This window comes from Sphingomonas desiccabilis, assembly GCF_004135605.1.
GTDB classification, from domain to species: Bacteria; Pseudomonadota; Alphaproteobacteria; order Sphingomonadales; family Sphingomonadaceae; genus Sphingomonas; species Sphingomonas desiccabilis.
Genome location: NZ_SDPT01000002.1, coordinates 717,605 through 739,188 on the forward strand (window position 1 = coordinate 717,605; position 21,584 = coordinate 739,188).

The window sequence follows — 21,584 nt, forward strand, 5'->3', positions numbered from 1 at the left end:
CCTTCGGTTCGGCGGCTAGGCCGGGTTACTCCGCGGCGACGCCGTTGTGGGAGAACATGTCGCTCTCGCTCGCTTCCTCGTTCGCGGCGGCCGGACCCTTGGCCTTCTGGCGCTTGTCGAAGCTGTCCCAGACCTCGTTCCAGTTGCCGCGGGTTGCGCCCTTCGAATATTCGGTCGCGCGCTGCTCAAAGAAGTTGGCGTGCTCGACGCCGTTCAACAGCGGCGTCAGCCACGGCAGCGGGTGCTCGTCGATCATGTAGATCGGCTTCAGGCCCAGCTGCCCCATCCGCCAGTCGGCAATGTAGCGGATGTACTTCTTGATCTCCTTGGGCGTCATGCCGTTGACCGGGCCCATCTCGAACGCGAGGTCGATGAAGGCGTCCTCCAGGCGAATGGTGGTCTGGCACTGGTCGGCGATGTCGTCCTTCACCGCCTTGGTCAGGCAGTCACGCTCCTTGCAGAAGGCGTGGAACAGCTGGATGATGCCCTCGCAGTGCAGGCTCTCGTCGCGCACCGACCAGGACACGATCTGCCCCATCCCCTTCATCTTGTTGAAGCGCGGGAAGTTCATCAGCATCGCGAACGACGCGAACAGCTGCACGCCCTCGGTGAAGCCGCCGAACATCGCCAGCGTGCGGGCGATGTCCTCGTCGGTGTCGACGCCGAACTGCTGGAGATAGTCGTGCTTGTCCTTCATCTCGGCATAGTCGAGGAAGGCGCCATACTCGCTCTCGGGCATGCCGATGGTGTCGAGCAGATGGCTGTAGGCCGCAATGTGGATGGTCTCCATGTTGCTGAACGCCGTCAGCATCATCTTGACCTCGGTCGGCTTGAACACGCGGCCGTACTTCTCGTGGTAGCAGTCCTGCACCTCGACGTCGGCCTGGGTGAAGAAGCGGAAGATCTGCGTCAGCAGGTTGCGCTCGTGATCGCTGAGCTTCTGCGCCCAGTCGCGGCAATCCTCGCCCAGCGGCACTTCCTCCGGCAGCCAGTGGACCTGCTGCTGGCGCTTCCAATATTCATAGGCCCAGGGATATTCGAAGGGCTTGTAGGTCTTGCGGGCGTCGAGAAGGGACATGGGTCAGACTCCAGGAATTTGAATGGGGCGGGCGCGGCGACCGGTCATGGTGTCTGGTTCCAGGACCATTGCGCCGTCGCGAAGATGGCGAGGACGAGGGCGAGGGCCGCGAGCATCGTGCCGGCGATGCGATAGCCGTAGACCGCACCCTCGCTGGTGGCCGCGCGTAGCCGCAGGAGCAGCCAGCCGCCGGCGACACCTGCGACGAGTGCCACGCCCACCATGATGAGCACCGCGATCGTCATGCGACCATCCGCTGCGACATGCGTTGATCGACCGACACCAACCAAGGAGGAATCCCATGGCAGACCTGTCGGCCATCAAGGAACATATGGAAGTGATCGGCGCGGACGGCGTCCACATCGGCACCGTCGACAAGGTCGAGGGCGACCGGATCAAGCTGACCAAGAAGGACAGCGGTGCCGACATCGAAGGCGTCGAGAGCGGGCTTCACACCGACCATCACCACTTCATCTCCACCGGCCTCGTCGCCGAGGTCGAGGGCGACAAGGTCCGCCTGTCCGCCAATGCCGACGTCGCGGTGACCTTCGAGGAGGAAGAGGGCGGCGAGCCGCTCTGATCCGGATGACGTCGCACCGGTCCGCAAGACGCGGGCCGGTGCGGCGATTCCGAACGTGGCGGAGGCTGCGTTCATTCCATCCTCATCGCCCCGGTCGGGGCGGATCGGCGTCCCGGAGCAACGGCTCGGGGGGCGCCTTCCTATAGCATAGCCGACGGGCGGCTGCGCGGCCTTACTGGCAGGCCAGGCACTCGTCGTAGTCGGTGCTCTCGCCGATCTCGAACTTCGGCGCCTCGGGCGTGTTGTCCGCCTCGACGCCGCCGGTGCCGGCGAAGCCTGCGCGCTGGATCGACTTCGAGCGCAGATAGTAGAGCGACTTGATGCCCAGTTCCCACGCACGGAAGTGGAGCATCAGCAAGTCCCACTTTTCCACGTCGGCCGGGATGAACAGGTTCAGCGACTGCGCCTGGTCGATATAGGGCGTGCGGTCGCCGGCCAGTTCGAGCAGCCAGCGCTGGTCGATCTCGAAGCTCGTCTTGAAGCACGCCTTCTCGTCCGCCGACAGGAAGTCGAGGTGCTGGACCGAGCCGCCATGCTCCAGGATCGAGTTCCAGACCGCGTCCGAGTCCTTTGACTTCTCGCGCAGCAGCTTCTGGAGGTGCGGGTTCTTGACCGCAGTCGATCCCGACAGCGTCTTGTGCGTGTACATGTTCGCCGGGATCGGCTCGATACACGCCGAGGTGCCGCCGCAGATGATCGAGATCGACGCAGTCGGCGCGATCGCCATCTTGCAGCTGAACCGCTCCATCACGCCCATGTCGGCGGCGTCGGGGCAGGGGCCGCGCTCGACCGCCAGCTGCATCGACGCCTCGTTCACCTGGGCGTTGATGTGCTTGAAGATCTTGAGGTTCCACGACTTCGCCATGGCGCCCTCGAACGGCAGCCCGCGCGCCTGGAGGAAGCTGTGGAAGCCCATGACGCCGAGACCCACCGAGCGCTCGCGCTCCGCCGAATAGCGCGCGCGCGCCATCTCGTCGGGGGCATTCTTGATATAGTCGGTCAGCACGTTGTCGAGGAAGCGCATCACGTCCTCGATGAAGCGCTTGTCGCCGTTCCACTCGTCCCACTTCTCGAGGTTGAGCGAGGAGAGGCAGCACACCGCCGTACGATCGTTGCCGAGATGGTCGGTGCCGGTCGGCAGCGTGATTTCCGAGCAGAGGTTCGAGGTCGAGACCTTGAGCCCCAGGTCGCGATGATGCTTGGGCATCGTCGAGTTCACATGGTCGGAGAAGACGATGTAGGGCTCACCGGTCGCGAGGCGGACCTCGACCAGCTTCTGGAACAGCGCGCGTGCATCGACCTTGCCGCGAACCGAGCCGTCCTTGGGGCTCTTGAGCTCCCATTCGGCGCCGGCGCGGACCGCTTCCATGAACGCGTCGGGGATCAGCACGCCGTGGTGCAGGTTCAGCGCCTTGCGGTTGAAGTCGCCCGAGGTCTTGCGGATCTCGAGGAACTCCTCGATCTCCGGATGCGAGATGTCGAGGTAGCAGGCCGCCGAGCCGCGGCGCAGCGAGCCTTGCGAGATCGCCAGGGTGAGCGAATCCATCACCCGCACGAACGGGATGATGCCGCTGGTCTTGCCGTTGAGGCCGACCGGCTCGCCGATGCCGCGGACGTTGCCCCAATAGGTGCCGATGCCGCCGCCGCGCGAGGCGAGCCAGACGTTCTCGTTCCAGGTCTCGACGATGCCCTCCAGGCTGTCGGGCACCGAGTTCAGGTAGCAGGAGATCGGCAGGCCGCGGCCGGTGCCGCCGTTCGACAGCACGGGCGTCGCCGGCATGAACCACAGGCGCGAGATATAGTCGTACACGCGCTGCGCATGCGCGGCATCGTCGGCATAGGCGGAGGCCACGCGCACGAACAGGTCCTGGAACGACTCGCCCGGCAGCAGGTAACGGTCGGTCAGCGTTTCCTTGCCGAACTCGGTCAGCAGCGCGTCGCGCGCATGGTCGACCTCGACCGGATAGGGGCGGGCGATCGAGCGGCTGTCGCGCGCGGCCGCCGGCGCGGGTGCGTCCAGCGTGGCCGTGCTGTCACTTGCGCGATTGTCCTGGCTGTCCCTGCTGAAGTCCATGCTGCCCTCGTTCCAAATGTCTTGTTCGCGGCCGTGGCAGGCCCGATGTAGCGTCGCCGAACACGGCCGCAACCGGCCCGCGTGAGCCACCTGCACCGTCAAAAAACGCGGCTTTTCCGCCGCATTCCGTTCAAACTGGAAGCCTTCGCTGGATACCAGCGATAGCGCCGCTTCCCAGGCGCCACCACAAGACTTGGTGTCGCGCAAACCTTCGCGGCTTGCAAGATCGCTTCTCGCAGTGAATCCGGCGTTCATCGTTCCGCGGCGCGCGCGACGCGTGGACATTCCTAGCGTTCAAGCGAAAACCGCAGCCTGAAAAAATTTTCGCATGCGCCCGGCAGCCCTGCCGGCCCCGTTGCAAGCGGTGGCTGTCCGTCTCAAGCTGCGTCCACAAGGTAGGGAGTATCGGATGCGGCGGGTACAAGGGGGAATGCTGGGATTGGCTCTGCTGGCGCTTGCGACGACTGCGCGCGCGGAGCGGCCCAAAGCGCCTGCCGTCGAGGAACTCTCCCTCTCCGACGCCGCGGCCGCCTTGGCCGCGGGCACCAGCAGCGAGGCGCTGACCCGCGCCTATCTCGCGCGCATCGACGCGATCGACCGCAAGGGCCCGACGCTGCGCAGCATCATCGCCGTCAACCCCGAGGCGCTGGCGCAGGCGCGCGCGCTCGACGCCGAACGGCGTGCGGGTCGGATTCGCGGCCCGCTTCATGGCGTGCCGATCCTGATCAAGGACAATATCGAGACTCGCGAACTGCCGACCACCGCCGGCAGCCTGGCGCTCAGGGACAATCGCACGGGCCGCGATGCGCCGGTGGTGGCGCGGCTGCGCGCGGCAGGCGCCGTGATCCTGGGCAAGACCAACCTGTCCGAATGGGCGAACATCCGTTCCTCGGCATCGATGAGCGGGTGGAGCGCGGTCGGCGGGCTGGTGCGCAACCCCTATGCGCTCGACCGCACCGCCTGCGGATCCTCCAGCGGCAGCGGCACGGCGGCCGCGGCCAGCCTCGCCGCGGCCGCGGTGGGGACCGAGACCGACGGCTCGGTCGTATGCCCGGCGGCGATGAACGGGCTGGTGGGGCTCAAGCCGACGATCGGCTTGGTCAGCCGCACCCACATCGTGCCCATCAGCCACAGCCAGGACACCGCGGGGCCGATGGCGCGCAGCGTGCGCGATGCGGCGCTGCTGTTCTCGGCAATGATCGGCAGCGACCCGGCCGACCCGACTACGCGCGACGCCGACCGGCATCGAACCGACTATGCCGCCGCGCTCTCGGCCGATGCGCTGAAGGGTGTCCGCGTGGGCGTGCTCCGTCCGGAGATGTCGGCACCGCTCGCCAGGCAATATGATGCGGCGCTCGCAGTGCTGCGCGCGGCCGGCGCGACCCTGGTCGACGTGACCCCGCCCAAGCTCGAAGGCCTGGGGGAGGCCGAGTTCCTGGTGCTCAAGGCGGAGCTGAAGGCCGACCTCGACGCCTATCTCGCGACCACGCCGCCCGCCGTGAAGACGCGGACGCTCGCCGACGTGATCGCCTTCAACGCCGAGCACGCCGATACCGAAATGCGCTTCTTCGGCCAGGACACGTTCGAGGCGGCGCAGAAGATGCCCGGCCTAGAAGATCCCGCCTATAGGGAAGCGCGCGCCAAGGCGCTGCGGCTGGCGGGCGCCGAGGGCATCGACGCGATGCTCGGCCAGGCCAAGGTGCAGTTGCTGGTGTCGCCGACCTATGGCCTGCCGTGGCTGTCCGACCCCGTCCATGGCGACCATTTCGTGCCGCCATCGGCCAGCGAGCTTCCCGCGGTGGCCGGCACCCCGCACCTGACGGTGCCGATGGGCCTCGTGCAGGGATTGCCCGCCGGCCTCTCCTTCCTGGGCCCCAAGTACAGCGAAGCGCTGCTGCTGGGCGCTGGCTATGCGTTCGAACAACGCGGCCGCCTGCGGGTGAAGCCCGGCTATGCGGCGAGCGTGCCGACCGGCGAGGGACTCAAGGGCACCCCGTGAGGGATGAAAAGAAAAACGGGAACATTCTCACTCGCGGCCACGGTCTTCGGACTGGCTACGGTTTATATCCTGACAGGACCCTGGGAGGCCAGCGACGAACGTCAGTATGAAAATTTGAGAGACATTTCGACACAGATCGGCTTCCGGCAGTCGTCACGCCATGGTCCTGAAGTAGTAGCCGGGTGTCTTCTTCGGCTGCCTCCGACTGTGCTGAACCTCAGCCGCCTTCCAGCAGGAGAAGGTATAACGCTTGCAAATCCTGCTCAACACATGCTGGTCGAAATCAAGGAAGAAGGTGGTGGGTCGACACTGACCGTTTCACGACCACCAGAGCGAGATCTGCGGCCAGATCACGTCGCCGCAATGGCGCAATGTAGCGCTTAGCCTCGCTGCCAGCGGCGTTGCAGGCTCGCCTGCCATAGTAGGACCAGCGGTACCGCCCCCAGTTCGACGCACAGCCCGACCAAATGCGCCGTCGACGGCGGGCCAACCTCGATCAGCGACCAGGCCCGCGCCAAGCCGCCGATCACCACCATCATCCCCAGCAGGCGAAAGCGCGCGCCCTGTCGCTCGATCACAGGGATGCAGCTTGCGAAGCCCAGCGCCATCCCCAGGAAGATGCCGGACAGGTAGCGGAAATGGCTGTCGAGGTCCGGGCGCACGGCGTCCTGCGCCAGCCACTCGGCCCCCCGCAGGATGCCGACGCTCGCCGTGGACAGCGGGATCATGCACAACAGCGCGACGACCGCCTGCAGCAGGCGGCGCTCCCGAGTCACGGCAGCGGCAGTTCGAGCAGGTCGGAGCGGACGCGGATCGCGCGCACGGACATGTGGATCTCGATCAGGAAACAGATCAGCCCGCCGGTCAGCAGCAGCATCGAGACGATGAACGCCACCGCGATCACCTGGCCGATCTGGAAATTGCCCAGTTCGGCCACGAACAGCATGGCCACCACCAGACAGATCGCGATCGCGGCCATGACGACCAGATAGACGGCATTGTTGATCATGCGGATGCGCCCGTCGATCAGCCGCAGCTCCTGGAGGTGCTGGACCCGCTCGGGATCGTCGCCGCGCAGCTGCAGCGCCGTCAGCTGGCGCGAGCGGTCGACGATGCGGGCCAGCCGCCCGACCATCACGTTGAGGATCGCGCCGAGACCGGCGAGCAGGAACACGGGCGCGATCGCGACCTGGATCGTTTCCGCGACGGTGGAGAGAACCGGAGAGAATGCCACGAGCCCGTTATTCGGGGGCCGCCGAGGTTGCGCAAGCGAAATGGTGGCGGGATAGTGGCGACATGCCCCCGCGTACCGCCATCGCCATCCGTCACCTGGCCTTCGAGGACCTCGGCAGCTTCGCCGCGCCGCTGGAGCAGGCGGGATATCGCGTCCACACGCTCGACGCAGGTTGCGACCCGCTGGATGAGATCGACTCGCTCGCGCCCGATCTGCTGGTGGTGCTCGGCGGCCCGGTCGGCGTCTATGAGGCAGGGCGCTACCCGTTCCTGGCGACGGAACTCGATCTGCTACGACGCAGGCTGGCGGCGGACCGGCCGACGCTCGGCATCTGCCTGGGCGCGCAGCTGATGGCGGCGGCGTTGGGCGCGCGGGTGTATCCGTCCGGCGCCAAGGAGATCGGCTGGGCACCGGTGACGCTCACGCCCGAGGGGCACGCGCTGCTGAGCGCGCTCGACGGTGCGCCGATGCTGCACTGGCATGGCGACACCTTCGACCTGCCCGCCGGATGCGCGGGGCTCGCCTCGACCGAGCAGACGCCCAACCAGGCGTTCGCGCGGGGGCCGCACATCCTGGGGCTGCAATTCCACCCCGAGGTGCCGGGCCGCGGGTTCGAGCGCTGGCTGATCGGCCATGCCGCCGAACTGGCGGGGGCGGGGCTCGACCCGTCGGTGCTGCGCGCGCAGGCGACGATCGCCGCACCGGCGCTGGAGCAGGCGGCGGCGGCATGGATGCGGCAGTGGCTGCAGGCGATCGATCGGCGCTAGGCGGCGCTCAGATCACTTCCATCTTGCTGTTGTAATGGTGCCAGGCGAGGATCGCGGCGGCGCCGCGGTGCGGACGCCAGGCTTCCGCCAGGACGCGCACCAGCTTCTCGTTCGGGCGCTCGGCATGGCCCAGGATGCGGCCGACCTCCACCTGCACCGCCAGGTCGCCGGCCGGCCAGATGTCCGACCGCCCTTCCGCGAACAACAGATAGATTTCTGCCGACCAGCGGCCGATGCCCTTGATGCGGGTGAGCGCTGCGATCGCTTCCTCGTCGTCCTCGGGCAGTGCTGCGAGATCGAGGCGGCCGCTCGCCACTTCCTCGGCAAGGCTGCGGGCATAGCCGATCTTCTGCCGCGAGAGGCCGGCGGCGCGCAGCGTCTCGTCGCTCGCCGCCGCCAGGCGGGCGGGGTCCTCGACGTCGCCGAGCGCCTCCTCCAGCCGGCGCCACACGGCGGCGGCGGCATGGACGCTCACCTGCTGGCCGACGATCGTGCGCAGCAGCGTCGCATAGCCGGGCTCGCGGATGCGGGGCGGGGGATAGCCGACGCGGCCGAGCGCTGCGGCGAACGCCGGCTCGATCGCGGCGAGCGCATCCAGCGCCTCGCGCAGCTGTTCCGCACTCAGGCCCATGCCCGTGCGCCTTGAATTTGGCGGCGGCGGTCGCCAATGCCCTGACAGCTGTTCTGGAGAAAATGCATGCCCACGCTTACCGTCACCACGCGCGAAGGAGAAGAACGCAGCGTGCCCGCCGAGGTGGGCCTGAGCGTGATGGAAGTGATCCGCGACGCCGGCTTCGACGAACTGCTGGCGCTGTGCGGCGGCTGCTGCAGCTGCGCGACCTGCCACGTCCATGTCGACGAAGACTTCCTGCCGCTGCTGCCCGCGATGAGCGAGGACGAGGACGAGCTGCTCGACAGCACCTCGGACCGCGACGCGCGCTCGCGCCTGTCGTGCCAGATCCCGTTCACCGATGCGCTGGACGGCCTGCGCGTGACGATCGCCGCGGAGGATTGAGGCGGTCCTTCTCCTTCCCCGTCATGCTGACGAAAGTCAGCATCCATTCGCGCTCCGCCTGAAGTCGCGAGCGTAGCGGCAATGGATCCTGACTTTCGTCAGGATGACGAGAGTGGGGCCTGTCGAGGTACGAAACAGACCTCCGCATCCCGCCGCATCCCTGCGCAGGCGGGGAACCAGGGTCGGGCAGAACAACGGTCTGCTGTGGCTCGAAACCCTGAGCTCCTGCGTGCGCAGGAGCACCGCAACGGGATAGGCCAGACCCGCGGCCGCCGGGATGACGGTCAGGCGGGCCGCAGGCCCTTGACGATGCGCCGGGCCAGCCCCGGCCCCTCGAACACCAGCGCCGAGTAGAGCTGCACCAGGCTCGCGCCGGCATCCAGCCTCCGCTGCGCCTCGTCCGCCGAGCCGATGCCGCCGACCGAGACCAGCGGCAGCTGCCCGCCGGTGATGTCGCGCGCCTCCGCCAGCTTTGCGCGGGCGAGTTCGGCGAGCGGGGCGCCCGAAAGCCCGCCGGTCTCGCCCGCATTCGCCGACCGCAGCCCGGCGGGACGCGATATGGTTGTGTTGGAGACGACCAGCGCGTCGATGCCGCCGTCGATCGCGGCGCGCGCGGCCACTTCCAGCCCGGCGCGGTCGAGGTCGGGGGCGACCTTCAGGAACAGCGGCACGCGCTTTGCCCCGGTGTGGCGGGCGGCGTCACAGGCGGCGATCAGCTCGCCGAGCGCGGGTTGCGCCTGCAGGTTGCGCAGGCCCGGCGTATTGGGCGAGCTGATGTTGATCGTCAGATAATCGGCCAGCGGCGCTGCCCGGGTGACCCCGTCAACATAGTCGGCGATGGCGCTGTCGCCCGCCACCGAATCCTTGTTGGCGCCGACGTTGATGCCGAGCACGCCGCGGCGTTCGGGCAGCCGGGCGATGCGGTCCAGCGCCGCCTCGAGCCCCCCGTTGTTGAACCCCATGCGGTTGATGACCGCGCGGTCCTCGACCAGCCGGAACAGGCGGGGCTGCGGATTGCCCGGCTGCGGGCGCGGGGTGAGCGTGCCGACCTCGACCGACCCGAAGCCGAGCGCGAAGAAGCCGGCCACCGCCTCCGCATCCTTGTCGACGCCAGCGGCGAGCCCGACCGGGTTGGGAAAGCGCAGGCCCGCGATCGTCACGGGCATGTCACGCGCGGCGCCCGGCGCCAGCGGCGTGCCGGCGGCACCCCAGGCGGACAGCATGCGGATCGTCAGGCGGTGCGCACGCTCGGCATCGAGCGCGAACAGCAGGGGATGGTAGAAGCGCATGGTCCGGCTATGGCAGCGGCGGGGAGGGGGGTCAAAGCCCCTCCGCGCAAGGCCGCTGCGAACGCCACGGCAAAAGCCGAGCCACGCCCGTCGTCCTGACGAAGGTCAGGATCCATTGCCGCTTGAACCGCTGGCGCTGCGTGTCTGGATGCTGACTTTCGTCAGCATGGCGATGTGGAGGCGTGTTGACGGGGTCGCGGTGCGGGATTGGTGCCGGTCGATCACGGTGATCGGAAGAATAGGGCCGCAAGGGCGCTTCGCAGCCGCGAAATCGGGTTGACCCGAAGGGGCCGTGCTCCCATCTGCAATTCAGACCGGAACGATCCGATTGGGAGCCATGCGTCTTTCGAGCCTTGCCGATTATGCCGTCGTGATGATGAGCGCGACCGCGCGCCATTGCGGTGGCGTGGCGCGGCTCAACGCGACCCGGCTTGCCGAGGAGACCGGCCTGCCGCTGCCGACCGTCCAGAAGCTAGTGAGCCGCCTGTCGGCCGCTGGCCTCATCGAAACGGGACGGGGTGCCGCCGGCGGCTTCCGGCTGGCGCGGCCGGCGGCGGCGATTTCGCTTGCCGACATCGTCGAGGCGGTGGAAGGGCCGATCGCGCTCACCACCTGCGTCGATGCCGATCGCCACGACTGCGCGGTGGAGGGCAGCTGCCGGGTCCGTCCGCACTGGGGCGGCGTCAACGCGCTGGTCCGCGATGCGCTGGCCTCGGTCAGCCTGGCGACGATTTCTTCCTCCGCAGGCGCCGAGCCTGCTGAACCGACCTTTTCTCAACTGGACCCCGTGCTGCGGCCGGGTGCCGGAGTGCACGCATAATGGCTACCAAGAACGCAGAGGCGCTCGCCGCCGCGAACAAGAAGTACGAGTGGGGCTTCTCCTCGGACATTGAGCAGGACTTCGCGCCCAAGGGGCTGACCGAGGACACCGTCCGCTACATCAGCGCGAAGAAGGGCGAGCCCGAATGGATGCTCGACTGGCGGCTGAAGGCGTTCCGCCTGTGGCAGACCATGGAGGCGCCGGACTGGTCGAAGCTCAACGTCCCGCCCATCGACTATCAGGACGCCTATTATTACGCCGAGCCCAAGGCGAAGCCGAAGCTCGGCAGCCTGGACGAGGTCGATCCCGAGATCCTGCGCGTCTACGAAAAGCTGGGCATCCCGATTGAGGAGCAGAAGATGCTCGCCGGCGTCGAGGGCGCGCGGAAGGTCGCGGTCGACGCGGTGTTCGACAGCGTGTCGGTTGCCACCACCTTCCGCAAGGAGCTGGAGGCGGCGGGCGTGATCTTCCGCTCGATCTCGGAAGCGATCCGCGAATATCCGGAGCTGGTGAAGAAGTGGCTCGGCAAGGTCGTGCCGCAGCGCGACAACTATTTCGCGACGTTGAACTCGGCGGTCTTTTCGGACGGCACCTTCGTCTACATCCCCGAGGGCGTGCGCTGCCCGATGGAGCTGTCGACCTATTTCCGCATCAACGCGGAGAACACCGGTCAGTTCGAACGCACGCTGATCGTCGCCGACAAGGGCGCCTATGTGTCGTACCTGGAGGGCTGCACCGCCCCCATGCGCGACGAAAACCAGCTGCACGCCGCGGTGGTCGAACTGGTCGCGCTGGACGATGCCGAGATCAAATATTCGACCGTTCAGAACTGGTATCCGGGCGACGAGAACGGCGTCGGCGGCATCTACAATTTCGTCACCAAGCGCGCGCTGTGCCAGGGCAGGAACTCGAAGGTGTCGTGGACGCAGGTCGAGACCGGCTCCGCGATCACCTGGAAATATCCGAGCTGCGTGCTGGCGGGCGAGAACAGCGTCGGCGAATTCTATTCGGTGGCGGTGACCAACAACCGCCAGCAGGCCGATACCGGCACCAAGATGATCCATCTGGGCAAGGGGTCGCGTTCGACGATCGTCTCGAAGGGCATCTCGGCCGGGCGCTCGGACAACACCTATCGCGGGCTGGTGCGCGTCGGGCCGACGGCCGAGAACGTGCGCAACTTCACCCAGTGCGACAGCCTGCTGCTGGGCGACCAGTGCGGCGCGCACACGGTGCCCTACATCGAGGTGAAGAACCCCTCGGCGCAGATCGAGCATGAGGCGACGACGTCGAAGATCAGCGAGGACCAGCTGTTCTACGCGATGCAGCGCGGGCTCGATCAGGAAGCGGCGGTCGCGCTGATCGTCAACGGCTTCGCGCGCGAGGTGCTGCAGCAGCTGCCGATGGAATTCGCGGTTGAGGCGCAGAAGCTGCTGGGAATTTCGCTGGAAGGCTCGGTTGGATGACGACCGCCGCCACCTCCCTCCTCGTCATTCCCGCGAAGGCGGGAATCCATCGTGCCACCAGCGCGCGCGGTGAGATGGATCCCGGCCTGCGCCGGGATGACGGAGTGGTTGTGATTGATGGCGCGCAGAGGAGCAGAGGGTGACGCTCTCCGACCTGCTCTTCCTAGCGCTGGTGGTTGTGCTGCCAGTTTTGGTCTCGGTCCGCGTGTTTGCTAATGAGCCGGTCGGAAGGCCGTTTCTCGCGACGTACATGCTCGCCGTCCTTGGCAGTTCCATGTTGTTCGCGCTTTCTGCGCTCATCTTATCGGCTACGCAGGTCGGAGGCGTGGGGCCGTTCGACGGCTTTTTCTGTTTGATTGTCAGTGTGCCAGTCGCCCTCGTCGTGGGCTTGTTGGTCCGGCGCCAGCGTCGCCGCATAGCTTTGTGAGATCATATGCTTAGAATCGAAAACCTGCACGCCGAGATCGACGGCAAGCCGATCCTCAAGGGCCTGACGCTGACCGTGAGTGCGGGCGAAGTGCACGCGATCATGGGGCCGAACGGCGCCGGCAAGTCGACGCTCGGCTATGTGCTGGGCGGGCGCCCGGGCTATGAAGTGACCGAGGGTTCAGTGACCTTCGCGGGCGAGGACCTGCTGGAGATGGAGGCGGACGCACGCGCGGCTGCCGGGCTGTTCCTGGGCTTCCAGTATCCGGTGGAAATCCCCGGCGTATCCAACGTCCAGTTCCTGCGCGAGGCGTTAAACGCCCAGCGCAAGGCGCGCGACGAGAAGCCGTTGTCGGGCGGTGAGTTCCTGAAGCTCGCCCGCGCGCAGGCCGATGCGCTCAGCATGGACGCGGAAATGCTCAAGCGCCCGGTCAACGTCGGCTTCTCGGGCGGCGAGAAGAAGCGCAACGAGATGGTGCAGATGGGCATCCTCGATCCCAAGCTCGCGATCCTGGACGAGACCGACAGCGGCCTCGACATCGACGCGCTGCGGATCGTCGGCGACGGCATCAACCGCATCATGCGCGCACCCGACAAGGCGGTGATCCTGATCACCCATTATCAGCGGCTGCTCGATTACGTGAAGCCGGACGTGGTGCACGTGCTCGCGGACGGCCGCATCGTGCGCACCGGCGGCGCCGAACTTGCGCTAGAGCTGGAGCGCGAGGGCTACGCGCAGGTGGCGGCGTGAGCACGCTCGAACTCCCTTCGCCCAAGCTGGAGCGGTGGCGCTGGGCGGACCTGCCGGCGTTGCAGCGCGCGGCCGAGAGCCCGCGTGGGACTGCGCCCGATCTCGACGCCGCGCTGCTGCCGCTCGACGGACCGCGGCTGGTGTTCGTCGACGGCGCCTATGATGCCGAGCGCAGCGCGCCCGGACCCGTCACCGTCGGTCGCCGCGCCTGGACCAGCGAGCACCCGCTCGCCCGCTTCGGGCAGCTTGAGGGCTGGGCGCTCGACCTGGGCCAGGAGGCGGTGACCGATCCGATCCAGATCGTCCATCTGGGCTCGGGCGGCGACAATCATCTGCGCGGGTTCATCGCGCTTGCGGCCGATGCCGCGGCTTCGGTGGTCGAGACGTTCGTCGGCAGCGGCTGGGCCAATCGCCAGACCCGCATCGAGCTCGCCCGCGGTGCGCGGCTGATGCGCTCAGTTCGGCTGATCCAGGCGGACGGCTTCGTCTCGATCCGCGACGAGGTCGATGTCGGCGAGGCGGCGAGCTATGCTGCGACCTTCCTGGGTGCGGGCGGCATGGGCAGCCGCATCGACGGCGAACTCGTGGTGAGCGGCACCGATGCCTATGCGGAAATGGGCGGCGCGCTGCTGACCCGCGGCGACCAGCGTCAGGAATGCGCGGTCACCGTGCGCCACGCCGCCGAACGCGGCACCAGCCACCAGACCTGGCGCGCGGTTGCGGCCGACCAATCGGCAGCGAGCCTTGCCGCCCGCGTCGACGTCGCGCGCGGTGCGCAGAAGACCGACGGCGAGCAGTCGCTGCGCGGCATCCTGCTCCAGCGCACGGCGACCGTGAACCTGAAGCCTGAGCTTGAGATCTTCGCGGACGACGTGAAGTGCGCGCATGGCGCGACCGTGGGCGAACTCGATAACCGCGCGCTCTTCTACCTCCAGAGCCGCGGCGTGCCGCGCCCGCGCGCCAAGGCCCTGCTGACCCGCGCGTTCGTGGCCGACTCGCTCGATCGCATCGGCCAGGAGGTGGTGCGCGAGGCCTTCGTGGCCGACGCCGATCGGTGGCTGGAAGCGGCACTGTGAGCGTTAGCGCCGACACCCGTCCGCTCGACGTGGTCGCCGATTTCCCGGCGATCCCGGCGGGCTATGCCTATCTCGACACGGCCGCCACCGCGCAGAAGCCGCGGCCGGTGCTCGACGCGATTGCGCGCGGCTATGGCGAGACCTATGCCACCGTCCACCGCGGCGTGTACCAGCGCTCGGCCGACATGACGCTGGCGTTCGAGGCGGCTCGGCGGCGGGTGGCGGAGTTCATCGGCGCAGGCTCGCCGGACGAGATCGTCTTCACCCGCGGCGCGACCGAGGGGATCAACCTGGTCGCGCAGTGCTGGGCCGGCACGCAGTTGAAGGCGGGCGACCGCATCCTGCTGTCGATGCTGGAGCACCACAGCAACATCGTGCCATGGCAGATGGTCGCCGAGCGCGTGGGCGCGGCGATCGACGTCGTGCCGCTCACCGCCGACGGCCGCATCGACCTGGACGCGATGGAGCGGATGCTGCGGCCCGAGCACAAGCTGGTCGCGCTGGCGCATGTCTCCAACGTGCTCGGCTCGGTGCTCGACGTGTCGCGCGCGGTGGCACTGGCGCACAAGGTCGGCGCGAAAATCCTGATCGACGGCTGCCAGGCGGTCGCGCGGCTGCCGGTGGACGTGACGAAGCTCGGCTGCGACTTCTACGTCTTTTCGGGGCACAAGCTCTACGGCCCGACCGGCATCGGCGTGCTGTGGGGCAGGGGCGAACTGCTTGAGGCAATGCCGCCCTATCAAGGTGGCGGGTCGATGATCGACCGGGTGACGTTCGAGCGCACCACCTATGCGCCGCCGCCGGGCCGGTTCGAGGCGGGGACGCCGCACATCGTCGGCGTGCTCGGGCTGCATGCCGCGATCGACTATGTCGCCGGCATTGGCCTGGACGCGATCCACGCGCACGAGACGGCGCTGGTCGCGGCCGCACGCGATGGGCTGGAGCGGATCAACTCGGTCACGCTGTTTGGGCCGGAAGATTCCGCCGGCATCGTCAGCTTCGCGATCGAGGGGGTGCATCCGCACGACATCGGCACCATCTTGGACGAGGAACGCGTGGCGATCCGCGCCGGTCACCATTGCGCACAGCCGCTGATGGAGCGGCTCGGCGTGCCGGCGACCGCGCGGGCGAGCTTCGGCGTCTATAACTCCGCCGCCGATGTGGATGCGCTGGTACGCGGACTGGAACGGGTAAGCAGGATCTTCGGGTAATGGACGAGACACGCAGGATCGCGGTGGAAGAGGTCGATACGGTGGACGCGCCGCGCAAGGCGCGCGTGGACGAGGTGGTCGATGCCCCGGCCAATGTCGGGGCGGAGCCGCGCCGCCGCGACTATCTCGAAGGCTTCCTCGCGCAGAAGCCGGAGCCGGTGTCGGCCGGCGAGCCGGGCGGGGAAATCTACGACGGCGTCATCGCCGCGCTGAAGGAGATCTACGACCCCGAGATTCCGGTCAATCTCTACGACCTCGGCCTGATCTACGGCGTCGACGTGACGGAGGGCGGCCATGTCGCCGTCACCATGACGCTGACGACGCCGCATTGCCCGGTCGCCGAATCGATGCCGGGCGAGGTCGAGTTGCGCGTCGGCGCGGTGCCGGGCGTCGCCACGGCCGAGGTGAACCTGGTGTGGGATCCGCCCTGGGACCCGCAGAAGATGTCCGACGAGGCCAAGCTCGAACTCGGCATGTTGTAAGGGAGGAACGACACATGGCCACCACCCTTCGCCCCCGTCCCGCCGCACTGACGCTCACCGCGTCGGCCGAGCAGCGCATTGCCGACCTGATGGCCCAGGCGCCCGAGGGCGCGGTGGGCGTCAAGCTCTCGACCCCGCGGCGCGGCTGCTCGGGCCTCGCCTACTCGGTCGACTATGTGACCGAGGCCAAGCCCTTTGACGAGCGCATCGACACCGCCGGCGGCACGCTGTTCGTCGATGGCGGGTCGATCCTGTACCTGGTCGGCTCGACCATGGACTGGGTGGAGGACGATTTCACCGCCGGCTTCGTGTTCAACAACCCCAACGCCAAGGGCGCGTGCGGGTGCGGGGAGAGCTTCACGGTCTGAGGGGTAGCGCCCTTGTCAGGCCGCGGCGGCTTGATCGGCCCCAGCGGCTCCCCCGGCCGTGCTCCTGCGCAGGCAGGAGCCCAGAGCCACGACCGTCGCCGCCGGTAACCCTAGGCTCCTGCCTTCGCAGGACCACGTTGAGCGGCGGAAGCACATGCCTCCACGCCCGTCATCCTGACGCAAGTCAGAACCCCTTGACGCTACCTGCTTGAGCCTCAGGCGCCGCGCGTCTGGATGCTGACTTTCGTCAGCATGACGGATGGGAGAGAGGTCGCGCATCCCCCTCAATCCAGCCGCTGCAGCCGTTCCGTCACCACCGGCGCAATCCGCGTGACCATCTGCTGCACGCCCTTGGCGTTCGGGTGCACCCGGTCGGCCTGCATCAGCGCGGGGTTGCCGATCACGCCGTTCAGCACGAACGGGTAGAGCACCGCGTCATATTCCTCGGCGAGTTCGGGGAAGATGCGGTTGAATGCGCCTGCATAGTCCGCGCCCAGGTTCGGCGGCGCCATCATGCCGGTGAGCACCACGGGGATCTTGCGGCGCTTCAACTCGTCCAGCATCGCCTTCAGGTTCTCGCGCGTCGTGGCCGGCGGGATCTGGCGCAGCACGTCATTGCCGCCCAGGCCCAGCACGACCAGGTCCGGCGTGCGCTTGAGATTGTCGAGCGAGAAAGCGAGCCGCTGCCGTCCCGCGGCGGTCGTGTCGCCGGAAACGCCTGCGTTCACCACCGTGGCGTTGATGCCGGCACTGCGCAGCGCCGTCTGCAACCCGTCCGGAAAGCTCTGCCCGCGCGCCAGGCCGTAGCCTGCATAGAGGCTGTCGCCGAAGGCGAGCACCAGCCGCTCCGGGCCCTGGGGCACGCTCGCCGCGGGTGCGGCGGCCGCCTGTGCGCCGTTCACCGGTACGTTCGCCTGTTCGGCCGGAACCCCTTGCGCCCCCCGATCATCGCAGCCGGCGAGCAGCAAGGCTTGGAGAAGCAGCGCACCCGCTCCATAACGAAAGCTACCATCCTCCAACGCGATCCTCCGACATGCCCGAAACCAACCCCGGCGATATGGTGATCGCCGCGCGCGATGTCACCTTGACCCTTGGCAGTGGCGAAGCCGCCACGCCCATCCTGCGCGGAATCAGCCTGTCGGTGGCGCGCGGCACCAGCGTGGCGCTGCTGGGCGCATCGGGCTCCGGCAAGTCGTCGCTGATGGCGGTGCTTTCGGGACTGGAGCGGGCGACGGGCGGCAGCGTGCAGGTGGCCGGCCTCGACTTCGGTGCGCTCGACGAGGATGCGCTGGCACGGGCGCGTCGCGGGCGCATCGGCATCGTGCTCCAGGCATTCCACCTGCTGCCGACCATGACCGCGCTCGAGAATGTCGCCGTGCCGATGGAGCTCGCCGGCGACGCGGATGCGCTCGCCCGTGCCGAGGCGGAGCTGCGGGCGGTCGGGCTCGGCCATCGCCTCGGCCATTATCCCGCGCAACTTTCGGGTGGCGAGCAGCAGCGCGTCGCCATCGCCCGCGCGCTCGCCGGCCGGCCGGAGATCGTGTTCGCCGACGAGCCGACCGGCAACCTCGACGCGGCGACGGGCGCCGCGATCATGGACCTGCTGTTCGAGCGACGCGCCGCCACCGGCGCCACGCTGGTCGTCATCACCCATGATCCCGCGCTTGCCGAGCGCTGCGATCGCATCGTCTCCCTCGCCGACGGGCGGATCGTGCGGGACGAGAACCAGTGAACGAATGGCGGCTGGCCTGGCGCCTCGCACGGCGGGAACTGCACGGGCGGTTCCGGGGCTTGCGCCTGCTGCTCGTGTGCATGTTCCTGGGCGTGGGCGCACTGGCGGCGATCGGCAGCCTCTCGGCCGCGATCGACGGCGAGCTCAAGGCGCGCGGCGCGGCCATCCTGGGCGGCGACGTCGAGTTCGCCACCTCGCAGCGAGCGGCGACCGAGGCGGAGCGCGCAGCCTTCGGCCGGCTCGGCAGGGTCTCCGAGACGACCGGCATGCAGGCGATGGCGGTGCGGGAACGCGGTGCCGAGAGCCCCCAGACGGTGCCGGTCACGCTCAAGGCGGTGGACCGCAGCTATCCGCTCTACGGCAACCTGCGCCTTGCCGACGGCAGCATCGCGCATCCCGCGGACCCGACGCACGTCTGGATCGCGCCCGGCCTTGCGGAGCGGTTGCGCGTCGGCGTGGGGCAGCAGCTGCGCCTGGGGAGCGCGCGCTTCACCATCGCCGGCATCATCGCCGACGAGCCGGACCGACTGGGGGAGGGCTTCACCCTCGGTCCCGTCGCGATCGTCTCGAGGGAGGGTGTCGCCCGCACCGGCCTGATCCAGCCGGGCAGCCTTTATGAGACCAAGTACCGGATCGCGCTGCCCGCGGATCGTGCGCCCGACGCGGCGGCGGAGGCGATCAAGGCGGCCTTTCCCGATGGCGGATGGGAGAGCAAGACCCGCGACCGCGCTTCCCCGGGCGCCGCGCGCTTCCTGGACCGGATGGGCCAGTTCCTGGTGCTGGTGGGGCTCGCAGCGCTGGCGATTGCCGGGATCGGCGTTGGCAATGGCGTCGGCTCCTATCTGGCGGCGCGCCGCGGCAGCATCGCCGCGTTGAAGGTGCTGGGCGCGACCTCGGGAGGCATCGCGCGTGTCTACCTGCTTCAGGTCGCGGTGGTCGCCGGCGTCGGCATCCTGCTGGGACTGGTGGCGGGCATCGCCGCAGTGCCGCTGATCCTGTGGGTGGCGGGCGACGTGCTGCCGGTGGCGCCGGAGTTCGCGATCCATCCGGCACCGCTGGCGCTGGCCGCCGGCTATGGCCTGCTGACCGCGCTCGCCTTCACCGCGCCGCCGCTGGTGCGCGCGGGCGCCGTTCCCGCCGCGGGCCTGCTGCGCGGCAGCCTGGACCTTCGCCGGGCGCCCTGGCGGCGGGTGCTGCCGTGGACCGGCGGGGCGGGGGCCGCCGTGGTCGCGATCGCGGTCGCCACTGCCGAGCAGCCGTGGTTCACCGCCAGCTTCCTCGCCACCATCGCCGGCACGCTGCTGCTGCTCGCGGCCTTCGGCTGGGGCGTGCGCTGGCTCGCCGCGCGCTTGCCGCGGCCCCGTGGCCCGCTGCTGCGGCTGGCGCTCACCGGACTCCACCGGCCGGGCGCGCGTACGGTCACGCTGGTGGTGGCGCTTGGGCTCGGCCTCACGTTGTTCGTGCTGCTGGCGGCGATCCGCACCAGCATCGACGCCAACATCCGCGAGACCATCCCGCAAAAGGCACCCGCACTGTTCGCGCTCGACGTGCCCCGCGACCAGGTCGATCTCTTCCGCCGCACCGTCACTGGCGTTGCGCCCCAGGCGGAGCTGCGGATGGTCCCGCTGATGCGTGGCACCATCACCGCCTATGCCGGGACGCGCGTCGCCGACCTCCAGACCCTGCCGGAAGGTGCCTGGGCGCTTCGGGGCGAGCGTGGCCTCACCTATTCGGAGACGCTTCCCGAGGGCAACGAGCTGGTGGAGGGCAAATGGTGGCCCGTCGGCTATGCCGGGCCACCGCTGGTGTCGCTGGACGTGGATCTCGCGCGCGCCCTGGACCTCAAGATCGGCGACCCGATCCGCTATTCGGTGCTCGGTGTCGAGCGGGAGGCGCGCGTCGCTTCCTTCCGCCGCATCCACTGGGACAGCCTGGGCTTCAACTTCGTGATGGTGTTCAGCCCCAACGCCATCTCGGACGTGCCGCACAACCTGGCCGCCACGATTGACCTGGCAAAGGGGCAGGAGGGCGCGGTCACCCGTGCGCTGCTGCCCCGCTTCCCCTCCGTCTCCGTGGTCGAGGTGCGCGGCGTCGTGGAGCAGGTGCGCACGATCGTCAGCCAGATGGCGACCGCCATCGCGGCGGCGGCCTCCGTCGCGATCCTCGCTGGCATCGCCGTGCTGATCGGCGCCATCGCCGCGGCGCGAGAGGCGCGGACCTATGACGGGGTGATCCTGAAGACGCTAGGCGCGACGCGGGCGCAGGTGCTGGCGGTGCAGGCGCTCGAATATGCGTTGCTGAGCGCCGCCATCGCCGCCCTGGCGCTGGCGCTGGGCCTGGTGGGCGCCTGGTACGTGGTGGTGGAGGTGTTCGCGTTCGAATGGCTGCCGGACTATCCGGCCGTCTTGGGGACGCTTGCGGCCGGGGCGGGGGTGACGCTGGTCATCGGCATCCTGGGCGCGCTCCCGATTCTGGGCATTCGTCCGGCACGCGCCTTGCGTGAGCTCTAGCGGTGAGCGCTAAGTTGTTTATATGACGGGAATTATGAAAGCCGCGCTTTGCTGTTCCGGACGGGGTCGTCCCCGCGAATTCGATGTCGAGGAAGCCTTGGCGGCCGCGCTGCGGGTGTTCTGGAGCAAGGGCTATGAGGGCGCTTCGCTGTCCGACCTGACGGAGGCGATGGGCATCACGCGCCCGAGCCTCTATGCCGCCTTCGGCAACAAGGAGTCGCTGTTCCGCAAGGCGCTCGACCTCTACGAGCGCGAAAAGCTCAGCTATATCAGCGTCGCGCTGGAAGCGCCGACCGCGCGCGAAGTGGCCGAGCGGCTGTTGCGCGGCGCAGTGGAAAGCCATGCCAGCACCTCCGGACCGCGCGGCTGCCTGGGCGTGATCAGCTCGGTCGCGTGCGGGGCGGACGCGGAGTCGATCCGGGAGGAAGTCCTCAAGCGGCGCGCCTCGTCCCAGGCGGCGCTGGTCGCCCGGTTCGAGCGCGCGAAGGCCGAGGGGGACCTGCCCGCGCACGTCGACCCGCAGGGGCTCACCGCCTATCTGGTGGCGATCCTTCAGGGCATGACCGTGCAGGCGGGCGCCGGTGCCAGCAGCGAGGCGTTGAACGCGTTGGTCGATACCAGCCTCGCGATGTGGCCAAGCGCCTGAACGCTGGGTTTCGCTGAAAACTACCAACAGGTACAAAAATCCCGTTGACGGTTCCGATCGTCT

At 68.5% G+C, this 21,584-nt stretch carries 23 protein-coding genes; 15 read left to right on the forward strand and 8 right to left on the reverse strand.

Features of this window, described 5'->3' with window-relative positions; all coding sequences use genetic code 11:
- Positions 1 to 25: 25 nt before the first annotated feature.
- Complete coding sequence (locus EO081_RS11480) at positions 26 to 1,078, reverse strand: ribonucleotide-diphosphate reductase subunit beta (RefSeq protein WP_129342048.1); 1,053 nt, start codon at positions 1,076 to 1,078, stop codon at positions 26 to 28.
- A gap of 44 nt (positions 1,079 to 1,122) precedes the next feature.
- Positions 1,123 to 1,323: a hypothetical protein gene (locus EO081_RS11485; RefSeq protein ID WP_129342049.1), complete on the reverse strand. Its 201-nt coding sequence runs from the start codon at positions 1,321 to 1,323 to the stop codon at positions 1,123 to 1,125.
- A 56-nt stretch (positions 1,324 to 1,379) separates the two neighbouring features.
- Here EO081_RS11485 and EO081_RS11490 point away from each other — a divergent pair, with 56 nt between their 5' ends.
- Positions 1,380 to 1,658, forward strand: a complete 279-nt coding sequence (locus EO081_RS11490) for a DUF2171 domain-containing protein (protein WP_129342050.1) — start codon at positions 1,380 to 1,382, stop codon at positions 1,656 to 1,658.
- Positions 1,659 to 1,830: 172 nt separating this feature from the next.
- On the opposite strand, the gene EO081_RS11495 is transcribed toward EO081_RS11490, so the two are convergent.
- Entirely contained in the window at positions 1,831 to 3,732 is a 1,902-nt protein-coding gene (locus EO081_RS11495) for a ribonucleoside-diphosphate reductase subunit alpha (RefSeq protein ID WP_129342051.1), read from the reverse strand.
- 409 nt (positions 3,733 to 4,141) lie between these two features.
- Here EO081_RS11495 and EO081_RS11500 point away from each other — a divergent pair, with 409 nt between their 5' ends.
- Positions 4,142 to 5,731: an amidase gene (locus EO081_RS11500; protein WP_129342052.1), complete on the forward strand. Its 1,590-nt coding sequence runs from the start codon at positions 4,142 to 4,144 to the stop codon at positions 5,729 to 5,731.
- Positions 5,732 to 6,111: 380 nt separating this feature from the next.
- On the opposite strand, the gene EO081_RS11505 is transcribed toward EO081_RS11500, so the two are convergent.
- Positions 6,112 to 6,507 (reverse strand): DUF4345 domain-containing protein, encoded by a 396-nt coding sequence (locus EO081_RS11505; RefSeq protein WP_129342053.1) that lies wholly within the window; start codon positions 6,505 to 6,507, stop codon positions 6,112 to 6,114.
- A complete protein-coding gene (locus EO081_RS11510) occupies positions 6,504 to 6,965 on the reverse strand; it encodes a DUF2721 domain-containing protein (protein ID WP_129342054.1) in 462 nt (153 codons plus the stop codon). Before EO081_RS11510 ends, EO081_RS11505 begins: the two co-directional genes overlap by 4 nt.
- A gap of 62 nt (positions 6,966 to 7,027) precedes the next feature.
- Here EO081_RS11510 and EO081_RS11515 point away from each other — a divergent pair, with 62 nt between their 5' ends.
- Positions 7,028 to 7,732, forward strand: a complete 705-nt coding sequence (locus EO081_RS11515) for a glutamine amidotransferase (RefSeq protein ID WP_129342055.1) — start codon at positions 7,028 to 7,030, stop codon at positions 7,730 to 7,732.
- 7 nt (positions 7,733 to 7,739) lie between these two features.
- Here the strand turns inward: EO081_RS11515 and EO081_RS11520 are convergent, their stop codons facing one another.
- Positions 7,740 to 8,363 (reverse strand): DNA-3-methyladenine glycosylase family protein, encoded by a 624-nt coding sequence (locus tag EO081_RS11520; protein WP_129342056.1) that lies wholly within the window; start codon positions 8,361 to 8,363, stop codon positions 7,740 to 7,742.
- A gap of 66 nt (positions 8,364 to 8,429) precedes the next feature.
- Between EO081_RS11520 and EO081_RS11525 the strand changes: the two genes are divergently transcribed.
- Positions 8,430 to 8,747 carry a 2Fe-2S iron-sulfur cluster-binding protein gene (locus EO081_RS11525; protein WP_129342057.1) on the forward strand — a complete coding sequence of 106 codons (318 nt, stop codon included), beginning with the start codon at positions 8,430 to 8,432 and terminating at the stop codon, positions 8,745 to 8,747.
- Positions 8,748 to 9,031: 284 nt separating this feature from the next.
- Here the strand turns inward: EO081_RS11525 and EO081_RS11530 are convergent, their stop codons facing one another.
- Complete coding sequence (locus tag EO081_RS11530) at positions 9,032 to 10,036, reverse strand: quinone-dependent dihydroorotate dehydrogenase (protein ID WP_129342058.1); 1,005 nt, start codon at positions 10,034 to 10,036, stop codon at positions 9,032 to 9,034.
- Positions 10,037 to 10,373: 337 nt separating this feature from the next.
- On the opposite strand from EO081_RS11530, the gene EO081_RS11535 reads away from it, so the two are divergent.
- The 8 genes from EO081_RS11535 to EO081_RS11570 all read left to right on the forward strand — a co-directional run bounded on the left by EO081_RS11535 (position 10,374) and on the right by EO081_RS11570 (position 16,633).
- Positions 10,374 to 10,856 (forward strand): SUF system Fe-S cluster assembly regulator, encoded by a 483-nt coding sequence (locus EO081_RS11535; protein ID WP_129342059.1) that lies wholly within the window; start codon positions 10,374 to 10,376, stop codon positions 10,854 to 10,856.
- Positions 10,856 to 12,319: a Fe-S cluster assembly protein SufB gene (gene sufB, locus EO081_RS11540; RefSeq protein ID WP_129342060.1), complete on the forward strand. Its 1,464-nt coding sequence runs from the start codon at positions 10,856 to 10,858 to the stop codon at positions 12,317 to 12,319. The genes EO081_RS11535 and sufB overlap by 1 nt, the downstream gene beginning before the upstream one ends.
- Before the next feature lie 139 nt (positions 12,320 to 12,458).
- Entirely contained in the window at positions 12,459 to 12,746 is a 288-nt protein-coding gene (locus tag EO081_RS11545; RefSeq protein ID WP_129342061.1) for a hypothetical protein, read from the forward strand.
- Between the two features lie 6 nt (positions 12,747 to 12,752).
- Positions 12,753 to 13,496 (forward strand): Fe-S cluster assembly ATPase SufC, encoded by a 744-nt coding sequence (gene sufC / locus EO081_RS11550; protein ID WP_129342062.1) that lies wholly within the window; start codon positions 12,753 to 12,755, stop codon positions 13,494 to 13,496.
- Entirely contained in the window at positions 13,493 to 14,572 is a 1,080-nt protein-coding gene (locus tag EO081_RS11555) for a SufD family Fe-S cluster assembly protein (RefSeq protein WP_129342063.1), read from the forward strand. Before sufC ends, EO081_RS11555 begins: the two co-directional genes overlap by 4 nt.
- Positions 14,569 to 15,783, forward strand: coding sequence for a cysteine desulfurase (locus EO081_RS11560; RefSeq protein WP_129342064.1), 1,215 nt, complete (start codon positions 14,569 to 14,571; stop codon positions 15,781 to 15,783). The genes EO081_RS11555 and EO081_RS11560 overlap by 4 nt, the downstream gene beginning before the upstream one ends.
- The gene (locus EO081_RS11565; protein WP_129342065.1) at positions 15,783 to 16,265 is read left to right on the forward strand and encodes an SUF system Fe-S cluster assembly protein; all 483 of its coding nucleotides are present in this window, start codon (positions 15,783 to 15,785) and stop codon (positions 16,263 to 16,265) included. Before EO081_RS11560 ends, EO081_RS11565 begins: the two co-directional genes overlap by 1 nt.
- A 14-nt stretch (positions 16,266 to 16,279) precedes the next feature.
- The gene (locus tag EO081_RS11570) at positions 16,280 to 16,633 is read left to right on the forward strand and encodes a HesB/IscA family protein (protein WP_129342066.1); all 354 of its coding nucleotides are present in this window, start codon (positions 16,280 to 16,282) and stop codon (positions 16,631 to 16,633) included.
- Between the two features lie 284 nt (positions 16,634 to 16,917).
- Here the strand turns inward: EO081_RS11570 and EO081_RS11575 are convergent, their stop codons facing one another.
- Positions 16,918 to 17,535 carry an arylesterase gene (locus EO081_RS11575; RefSeq protein WP_240697643.1) on the reverse strand — a complete coding sequence of 206 codons (618 nt, stop codon included), beginning with the start codon at positions 17,533 to 17,535 and terminating at the stop codon, positions 16,918 to 16,920.
- Positions 17,536 to 17,666: 131 nt separating this feature from the next.
- Between EO081_RS11575 and EO081_RS11580 the strand changes: the two genes are divergently transcribed.
- The 3 genes from EO081_RS11580 to EO081_RS11590 are packed head-to-tail and all read left to right on the forward strand — an operon-like array spanning position 17,667 to position 21,521.
- Positions 17,667 to 18,365 carry an ABC transporter ATP-binding protein gene (locus EO081_RS11580; RefSeq protein ID WP_129342067.1) on the forward strand — a complete coding sequence of 233 codons (699 nt, stop codon included), beginning with the start codon at positions 17,667 to 17,669 and terminating at the stop codon, positions 18,363 to 18,365.
- Entirely contained in the window at positions 18,362 to 20,875 is a 2,514-nt protein-coding gene (locus EO081_RS11585) for an ABC transporter permease (protein ID WP_129342068.1), read from the forward strand. Before EO081_RS11580 ends, EO081_RS11585 begins: the two co-directional genes overlap by 4 nt.
- Positions 20,876 to 20,909: 34 nt before the next feature.
- On the forward strand, positions 20,910 to 21,521 hold the full coding sequence (locus tag EO081_RS11590; RefSeq protein ID WP_183947914.1) for a TetR/AcrR family transcriptional regulator: 612 nt from the start codon (positions 20,910 to 20,912) through the stop codon (positions 21,519 to 21,521).
- The last annotated feature ends 63 nt before the right edge of the window (positions 21,522 to 21,584 follow it).